Below are 8,897 nucleotides of genomic sequence, written 5' to 3' on the forward strand. Positions count from 1 at the left end.
TGAACGCTTCTGCGTAGTCGAAATCCGGGTCCATCGGATCGGACAGCGCCGAATGCCGGTGCAGGACGTTCAGGTTCAGCTGATTCGGCCACCAGTCCTTGTTCGTCGTGCCGCTGCCTGCGGTGTGATGAAACGGGCATTTCGATGGGTTCGACATGGACATTCTCCTTGGATGAGCGATGTTGCGTGGGTTCAGTGCCGCTGGTACTTCAACAGCGGGCGTCCGTTCAGTGGCTGCGTGGCGCGCGCGTTGTGCGAGTAGTGCCGCGTGAACGCGTCGATGTCGGCCGCGGACAGGTCCATCGTGTCCTGCAGCACATACCATTCGACGTTCTCGGTGAGCGGGGGCGTCGTCAGCGAGCCGAGGTAGTGGTAATAGCTGTCGAGATCGTCCGGCATCAGCGCCGCGACGTCGAACGATGCCAGCGGCGACGCGACGCCGCGCCGCGCCGCGCGCACGATCGACGCGAACTGCGCGTTTTCGTTGCCGTTGCGATACAGCACCGCGACGACGGCAAGCCGGCCGTCCTGCGCGCGGAACACGAAATGGCCTTCGAGCGGATAGTGCCGGCCGTCGATCGTGTGCTCGGCCGGCGCGTGGAAGTGCGCCTGAAGCAGCCGGAAGTGACGGCCGCGGATGATCACGTCGCTTTGCTTCGGCACGACCTGCACGGTGTGGCCGTTGTCCACGACGGTCGCGCCGCCCGTGGCGACGTGCACGACGATCGCGTCGTTCACGCCGGGCATGCGTTCGGCCTGCACGACGGTGTCCGACCGGATGTCGATCGGCGATTGCGAATCGCCCGACTCGATCTGCCAGGCTTGCTGATGCGCGTAATCGAAGTCGCGCGGGTCCTGCGTCGGTGCGGCGGCGACCGCGGTCGCGCCGCTCGCGATTGCCGCGGCGAACACCGGCAGCGTCGCGCGCCGGACTGCCGTGACGACCTGCGTCAGGTTGATTCGATGATTCAAACGGGATCCTCGATACGGGAAGGTGAAAGGAAATCGCTCGCGGCCGGTGCGAGATGCCTGCGCGACCGACAGCCGGGATCAATTCATTATTCGTGTCGGCCCGATGCGTTCCAATCAGACTCGTCTGATTCAAGCGCCACTCATGCGGCACGTCGCGATTCGTGTGGACCGTGCGGATCGAGCGTGCGACGCAAACGTGCGCCGATGTAGGACCAGGCCGATTGTGTCGTCGTCGGCGTCTGCCCACAATGTGCCGGTCGAACGGTTGCATGGTGATCCGTTCGATACCTCGTATCCGAAGCTCGTCTTCGTTCCGAACGCCGCCCGAGGTGGGGCGGCGTCCTTTTTCCGTGTTCGACGCACGGCAACGAACGTGGCGCGCCGCGGGCAGACAGGGAATACGCGCGACGTCGTCGACGATTTCGATACACCCTCGAGCGCGCGACGCCGCCGGCGCCATCGCGTTTCATCGTTCATACGCGCAGCCTTCGTGCGCGGTCAATTATCAAGGACTCCATCATGAAGACTCGTATTCAAGCCATTCCCACCGTGATCGCACTCGTCTGCGCCACCGGCATGACGGGCGCGGTCGCCGCCGAAGCCGGCGCGGCCCCGCTGCCGAAAGGCATCGTCGCGGTCGTGAACAACGCGCCGATCGTACAGAGCGACGTGGACACCATCGTGAAGGCGTCGGGCCAGCCCGATACGCCTGCGTTGCGCGATGCGGTGAAGCGCGACCTGATCGTGCGGCAACTGATCGAGCAGGCGGCCGACAAGGCGAACTACGGCAGCCGGCCCGAAGTCCAGGGCATCGTGTCGCGCGCGCGTGCGAGCGCGGCCGCCGATCTGTATCTGCGCGATGCGTTGGGCGCGCAGCGCGTGACCGATGCGCAGGTGAAGGCGCGCTACGACTACATCGTCGCGAATGCCGCGCAGTTCGAATACCGCGCGGAAGTGGTGGCCGTGGCCGATGCCGCGAAGGCGAATGCGGTGGCAGCCGAGCTGAAGCAGGGCGCGGCTTTCGACGCGGTCGCGAAGAAGTACAACACGACCGCGAACGCTGGCGTGGCGGAGTGGAGCGAACTGAAGACGCCGCTTGCCGAAGGCCACACGGCCGGGCTGCCGATGCCGCTCGCGCAGGCCATGACGTCGCTGAAGCCGGGCGCGGTGTCGGGCCCGGTGCAGATCGGCAATGCGTATGCGTTCGTGAAGCTCGCCGACAAGCGCCCGGTGGTCGTGCCGAGCTTCGACAAGGCCAAGCCGGTGCTGCGACAGCAACTGGAGCAGCAGGCGCGACAAAACGCGATGGCCGCGCTGGTCGACAAGCTGGCCGCGCAGGCGACGATCGAGCAGTAACAGGCGCCGAAGAAAACGAGGCTCGGCCGGCTGTGAGCCCGCCGAGCCTTTTTTCTTCCGTGCATCGTTTCGCCGGCAATCGGCCGCTTCTTCCGCCATCGGAACCGCGCCGGGCGCCAACCGCAACGGCGTCATTCCACTGCGGACTAAGCCGCTTCGACGTGAATCATGAAGGCCACGGGCCCGTCGACGCGCGTCCCGTCGAGTGCGAGTTCGACGATCGCGGGCGTCGGCCCGCTGCAATCGATCGACGCCATTTCCATCCGGTCGAACCACGCGCAGTGCGCGACTTCCGCGGACGGACGCGCTCGCGCGTGCGCATCGAGATCCGCCAGGAACACGTGATGCAGCTTGTGCTTGCCGGCCGCGCGAAACAGGTAGCGCAGGTTCCGGCAGACGAGCCCGGTTTCTTCCGCGAGTTCGCGGCGCGCGGCGTCGCTCAGCGATTCGCCCGGTTTGGGTAGGCCGCCGGGTAGTGTCCAGCGGGCGTGCGGTCGGGCGACCAGCAGAATCCGGTCGCCGCGCCGGCACAGGACGGTGGCGCGTTGTTTCATGATGGTGTCGTCCGATGGCATGCGGCGAATGCCGCGGTTGGGAAAAAAGTCGCTTCGGGGAAGCGCCGTCAAGACATTCGTGTCGAGACGTTCGCGATGCAAGGGCGTCGCGGCGTCATGCCGGTTGCGGCGGACGGTCTTGCGCCGTGACGCGTTCCACTTTATGGACACGCTGTCGGCCACTCAATCGGCCCAGTCTTAAAAGCGTCGACAGATGACGCTTGGCGGGCCGCCGGCCGGGAAGCAGGCCACATAGACTCCGGTACGCCGTGTAGGCCTCGTCCGATTCCTTCGCCCCGCCGCCGGACAATAAGACCCGTCCGATAGAGATTCGCGTCCGACTCGCCTGTAATACGCAGCATCCGCCGATATCAAGCGGCATGAACTGGCGATGGAGGACAATCGATGAGTGATGCAGATAATGTGGTCAAGGGCGCGGTGGTCGGCACGATCGCGAGCGCGGCGACCGTCGCGCTCGTGCACTTCGTGATCGAGGCCGGCACGCGCTGGAGCGCCGGCGGCCTGGCGGTGACGCTGATCTCGGCGGTGCTGATGGCGTTCGTGCTGCTCGTGCCGCCAGCGTTCGCCGCATGGCGCAACCGGATGAACGCAATCGATCCGTTCTTCGAGCCCGAGGCGTTGAAGCCGATCCTGCAAGGCCGTGCGGTGGGTATCGTGCTCGGCATCGTATTCGGCATTTCGGTCGTGACGGGCTGGCAATGATGGCGACGAACGCGCCCACCCTGCTTGCGGCGGACCCGGCCGTGCGCCCGACCGTCAAGGTCATTTCGCTGCGCCGCAGCCACGCGCGCCGGCACGCGTTCCGCGCGAACAACCCGCATCTGGATTTCGAATTCGTCGACGCGATCGACGGACACGCACTCTCGGACGCCGCAATCACCGCATCCGGCCTGTTCGCGCCCGGGTTGCCGTACACGCGCGGTGCGTTCGGCATCGCGATGACCACGCATCGGCTGTGGAGCGACATCGCGTCGGGCCGCGAGCGGGTAACGATCGCGGAGGACGATGCGATCTTCCGGCCCGATTTCCACGACGCCACGCTGCAATTCCTGCGTGACGATCGCGGCCGGCACGATTTCATCGCATGGGGCTACAACTTCGATTCGATCTTGCGCGGTTCGATCTTCAACAGCCGCGCGCCGGTGACGATGCGCTTCGACGAAGCGGCGCTCGACGGCGCGATCGGCGATTTCCGGAACGACCGCGGCCCGGTGCTGGTGATGAACCTGCTCGAGTTCTACGGGATCTGTGCGTACACGATCTCGCCGGCCGGCGCGCGCTTCCTGCTCGATCGCTGCTTTCCGCTGCGGCCGGAGACGCTCTACTCGTACGGGCTGGGCCGGACGCTCGACAATTACGGCATCGACATCGTGATGAACAAGTTCTACGGCGCGATGCATAGCGCGGCCACCTTTCCGCCGCTCGCGGTGACGATGAATGCGCGCGAGACGTCGACGATTCAGGCCTGACCCGATCGGACGCGACAACCGGCGACGTTGAATCGAAAGGGGCGCTTGCCTCGTACGTGCACCGGCACGCTTCGGCTGCCGCCCCGTTCGTCGTTGCGCGACGCGCGGTCAGACCGTCGCCGTGATACCGGCCGGGCCCGATTCCCCCGCGGCCCGCACCACGATTTCCACATGCTGGCCAAATGCCGCCAGCGTCAGCATCAGTTGATCCAGCGAAACGTTCCTGAGCCGCTCGCGCTGCTCGGGCGTGACCACCGGCCGGGCCATTTCCGCGAGCGCCGCGGCATCTTCGTCACTCAGGCCGCGCGACGCAATCAGCGCGTTGAGCTTCAGCGCAAGGACGGACTTGGCCTCCAGCTCCCCGACGTCGTAGAAATCGAAATCGGCCGGCACGGCGCCGGTGTAGTCATCCTGATCGTCGTAATTCATCGTGCTTCTCCCGTGATCGCCGAACACTGCGCGGCATCGAGCGGCGCCCTATCGGCGAGCCTGACATGCGGAACGACGCGGCGAGATTGAATGGATGTTTGCGTGTTGACGAAGCAGTCCCGGAAACGAATGGGTGCGCTATGATTCGCGTCAGCCATGGTCAACTCCTCTGTTGAGTTGGTGGTGGTCAGCGGCCTGCAGGTGTTTTACCCACCCGCAGGCCGCGCTCGTTGACGCGGCGGATGTCGATCGTTACTTCATCCAGGCGAAAACGTGCAACTACTTTAGCCAAGATTGAACGGCCGCGGGCAACGGGTGCGCGCGGTTTCAGCCGCGTTGACCATCAGGTCAGTGCCTCGCGTCCTTGCTGCTCAACGATTTCGCGGCGGCTGCGTCGGCTGGCCGATTCGTCGTTTCTTCACCGATGTGTTGAAAAGCGTGTCGATCGGCCGCGTCGAGGCACCCTGACGAACCGTTTTCACCGACGGGAAGAAATCCCAGCACGAATCGGTTCAGTCCTATTGGATGCAGGGTCCAATGACGTTAAGCTGGGTTTGCGCGGTGCCGTGGCATGGATTCGACGGCGGTCGCTGGGCCCGGCCGTTGCGCGAAGCTACGTTGGTTGTAGCACTACTCCTCACGCTGCCTTATGCGAGCGTCGATTCCCCGCCGGCGGTTGCCGCGCACTTCCTCCGCTCATCGTTCAGATGACGCGAAGCGAGCCGTCCTCCCGCTTCGCGCCTCCTTCATGCTCCATGCTTCACTCCGGCCGCAAGCGGATCGCCACGCTGCTGCGCGTGGTCGCCGGCGCGCCGCGCGAGCGCGACTTGCGCGCAGCCGCGGTATTGCTCGAACTCCCGCGCGAACGCCACCGCGTCGCCGGCTAGCGCCAGCGCTTCCAGCGACGCGCAAAGGCCCGACACGTCGCGCTCGCCGATCATCGCGAACGCGCCGCGCATACTGTGAATCTCCGCACGGGCGGCCTTCAGGTCGCCGTATTCCAGTGCACGCACGATCGCGCCATTGGCCCGGTTGGTCGCATCGACCAGCGCCGCGCACAGGTCGCGCGGCAGCGGCCCGCGCGTGCTCGCGGGCGCCGCCGCGATCGCGCGGCCCGGCCGCCACGGGCCCGTATATTTCGCGATCGCCTGTTCGAGCGAGCGCAGCGACGTCGGCTTCGTGACGATCTCGTCGATGCCGGCTTCCTTCGACAGCCGCAACTCGTCGGGCTCCGCGTGCGCGGTCACGGCCAGGATCGGCAGCGCGCGGCCGCGTTCGCGCAGCATCCGGGCGAGCGCATAGCCGTCGAGGCCCGGCATGTTGAGGTCGGTCATCACGATCGCGTAGTCGTGCCGTTCGACGAGATCGAGCGCCTGCGCCACGCTCGACGCGACGTCGGCGCGATAGCCGAGCACGTCGAGCTGATCGTGCACGAGCGAGCGGTTGACGGGGTTGTCGTCGACGAACAGCACGCGCAGGTCCGGCGTGTCGCCGCCGGCCGGCGCCGGCTGCATCCCGTGCTGATGATCGAGCGGCAGCGGCAGCGACACGACGAAGGTCGAGCCGACGTTCGGCACGCTGTCCACGGCGATGCGCCCGCCCATCGATTCCGCGAGCTTGTTGCTCAGCGGCAGGCCGATGCCCGTGCCGCCGAAGCGGCGCGCGATCGATTCGTCGGCCTGCGCGAACGGCTCGAACACGCGTTCGAGCTGCGCGGGCGTCATGCCGATGCCGGAATCGCTGACGCGGATCATCACCGGCGTGCCGTCGGCCACCGGCGCCGTCACGGACAGCGCGACCGCGCCGCGATCGGTGAACTTGATCGCGTTGCTGACGAGATTGACGACGATCTGCCGCACCCGCAGCGGATCGCCGACATACGGCCGCGCCGCCTGCGCATCGACGTCCACGCGCAGCGCGACGCCCTTTGCACGCGCGACCGGCTCGAACAGCTCGGCGATGTCGCGCGCCAGCTCGTCGATGCGGAAGCTGGTCGCCTCGAGCGTCATCCGGTCGGCTTCGATCTTCGTCATGTCGAGCACGTTGTTCAGCATGTCGAGCAGCATCCGCGCGGCCGACGTGACCGCGTGCAGCCGCGACTTCTCGCGATTGCGGTCGGGCGCCTTGTCGAGCAGTTCGAGGTTGCCGAGCATCGCGTTCAGCGGCGTGCGGATCTCGTGGCTGATCGTTGCCAGGAACGTCGATTTCGCGCGGTTCGCGCTGTCGAGCGCGCGCTCGGTGTCGGCGCGCGTCGTGATGTCGGAGAAGCCGCACAGCAGCGTGTCCTTGCCGCGGTAGCGCACGCGCACGAAGTTGACGAGCAGGTCGCGCGCGCGGCCGTCGTCGAGCGTCACCGGGAATTCCACGTCGAGCTGCACCGGCGCGCTGCCCGCGCCCTGCCGGTAGCGCGCGAGCAGGCGCTCGTGCAGCGGCGGCGCGCCGGCCGCGCTTTCGTACAGCTCGTGCATCCGGTTGCGCAGCAGCACCGCGTCGGTGTCGAGCGACACGAGCACGATGCCGAACGGCGACGTCGCGATGATCGCGCGGCTCATTTCATCGGTCTCGAACACGCGGCGCGAGCGGCGGAACACTGGCGCGAACACCTTCAGGTCGAATGCGATCACGAGCGCCCACAGCACGGCCAGGATCAGCGCGGCCACGCCGGTTTCGCGCACGATCGTCGGCCAGATCGCGATCGCGATCGTGCGCCACGAGTACGCGTAGACGATCGCGAAGCCCGTGTCGGCGATCCGGTCGCTGATCGTGAACACGCCGTGCAGATAGCTTTCGTCGAAGCGGTCGAGGCCGCGCCGCCAGCCGTTCTCGGCGAGCGCGTGACGCATCAGCGCGGCGCCGTCGATCGACGCGCGCGTGCGGTCCTCGTCCAGCAGCACGCGGCCGGCCTGGTCGACCAGCATTACCACCGCGTCTTCCGGCGCCTGCTTGAGCCGGTCGTCGAGCACGTTCACGTCGAGATCGCTGACGAAGGTCATGAAATGCCGCGGGCCGTCGAACGCCGGCTCGACGAGGCGGAACACCTTCTTGCCCGTGAGCGGGTCGATCGCGGGCGGCTCCCACGCGATGCGCCGCGTCGCGCGCCAGTAGCGCGCGACGGCCGGGTTCGACCAGTCGGCGACGTTGAACGCGAGCCGGTCGATCAGCGCGCGCGTGTCGGCCACGCCGATGCGCTCGAGCACGTCGCGATAGGGCATCGACGGCGGCGGCGTGATCGCGAGCACGTTGCGGTCGGGGCTGTACGCGTAGCCCGACAGCGGCATCCCCGATTGCCGTTCGGCGGCCGCCACCGAGATCGTGAGCCGCTCCATCAGTTGAACGTATTCGTCGGTTTCGTTGCCGGCCAGCGCGTCGGGCGTCACGGCGACGAAGATTTCGCTCACGTTGCGCAACGGCGACAGCACGACGTGGCCGTCGCGCGCGAGCGCCTCGGCCGCGCTGTGCGAATGGCGCGGATGGCTGTTCCACAGCAGCTCCGCGTTGATCACCGAGCGCCGCACCGACGCCTGTTTCGCGTCGATCTCGAGTTCGACGAGCGCCTTGTGCGTGGCGAACAGCTCGCGCCGCTTCGCGATGTAGTCGCGCACCGAGCCGTCGAGCAGCACGCTCGTCGCGAACAGGATCACGAGCGACAGCACCGCGGCCCCGCCGTACAGCGTAAAGCGCTGGTAGCGGTGCAGCAGGCTCAGGTCGCGCGCTTCGCCGTCGATCGACGCGAACGGCGCGTTGGCGTCCGCCGGGGACGCGAACAGGTGTCGGATGGGCATGGGACGAATACCGTGAAATCAATGCGCGAATCGGGGCCGCACGCGAGACGAACGGCGAGAGCCGTCGGCGGACCGCGCGCGTAGCGATATCCGTAAGCCGTGTGGAATGGCAGGCGATTGCACTGCCGGCTCGGGGAACGAGCCAATTATCGTGATGGCAGGGCCGCCGGTATGTAGGGCAGTCCGAAGCAATTCGGCAACGGCGGTAGGACTGGTCCTAATTGTCGAGGCGAGCCTGCGCGCTGCGTTTATACGGTGCGAGCGGCGCGCATGTCAAACGATCGCGCGTTTCGCGGGCGTGCCGTGTCGCGTTT

Annotated in this window: 7 protein-coding genes; 3 read left to right on the forward strand and 4 right to left on the reverse strand. The window is 66.8% G+C overall.

Going from position 1 to position 8,897, the window contains the following annotated elements; all coding sequences use genetic code 11:
* Positions 1-192: 192 nt before the first annotated feature.
* The gene (locus CFB52_RS16775) at positions 193-972 is read right to left on the reverse strand and encodes a carbonic anhydrase (protein WP_099316984.1); all 780 of its coding nucleotides are present in this window, start codon (positions 970-972) and stop codon (positions 193-195) included.
* Positions 973-1,491: 519 nt separating this feature from the next.
* Between CFB52_RS16775 and CFB52_RS16780 the strand changes: the two genes are divergently transcribed.
* Complete coding sequence (locus CFB52_RS16780) at positions 1,492-2,328, forward strand: peptidyl-prolyl cis-trans isomerase (RefSeq protein ID WP_099316985.1); 837 nt, start codon at positions 1,492-1,494, stop codon at positions 2,326-2,328.
* A 146-nt stretch (positions 2,329-2,474) separates the two neighbouring features.
* Here CFB52_RS16780 and CFB52_RS16785 read toward each other — a convergent pair whose 3' ends face one another.
* A complete protein-coding gene (locus tag CFB52_RS16785) occupies positions 2,475-2,882 on the reverse strand; it encodes an NUDIX hydrolase (RefSeq protein ID WP_099317845.1) in 408 nt (135 codons plus the stop codon).
* A gap of 405 nt (positions 2,883-3,287) precedes the next feature.
* On the opposite strand from CFB52_RS16785, the gene CFB52_RS16790 reads away from it, so the two are divergent.
* Both CFB52_RS16790 and CFB52_RS16795 read left to right on the forward strand, forming a co-directional pair.
* Positions 3,288-3,605 carry a hypothetical protein gene (locus tag CFB52_RS16790; protein ID WP_059576341.1) on the forward strand — a complete coding sequence of 106 codons (318 nt, stop codon included), beginning with the start codon at positions 3,288-3,290 and terminating at the stop codon, positions 3,603-3,605.
* Positions 3,602-4,372, forward strand: coding sequence for a glycosyltransferase family 25 protein (locus CFB52_RS16795; protein WP_059576337.1), 771 nt, complete (start codon positions 3,602-3,604; stop codon positions 4,370-4,372). The genes CFB52_RS16790 and CFB52_RS16795 overlap by 4 nt, the downstream gene beginning before the upstream one ends.
* A 108-nt stretch (positions 4,373-4,480) precedes the next feature.
* Here the strand turns inward: CFB52_RS16795 and CFB52_RS16800 are convergent, their stop codons facing one another.
* On the reverse strand, positions 4,481-4,801 hold the full coding sequence (locus CFB52_RS16800) for a helix-turn-helix domain-containing protein (protein ID WP_059576333.1): 321 nt from the start codon (positions 4,799-4,801) through the stop codon (positions 4,481-4,483).
* Between the two features lie 746 nt (positions 4,802-5,547).
* Positions 5,548-8,583, reverse strand: coding sequence for an ATP-binding protein (locus CFB52_RS16805; protein WP_099316986.1), 3,036 nt, complete (start codon positions 8,581-8,583; stop codon positions 5,548-5,550).
* Positions 8,584-8,897 lie beyond the last annotated feature (314 nt).

Origin of the sequence: Burkholderia sp. AU18528 (assembly GCF_002223215.2) — a bacterium.
In the GTDB taxonomy this organism is placed as follows: domain Bacteria; phylum Pseudomonadota; class Gammaproteobacteria; order Burkholderiales; family Burkholderiaceae; genus Burkholderia; species Burkholderia semiarida.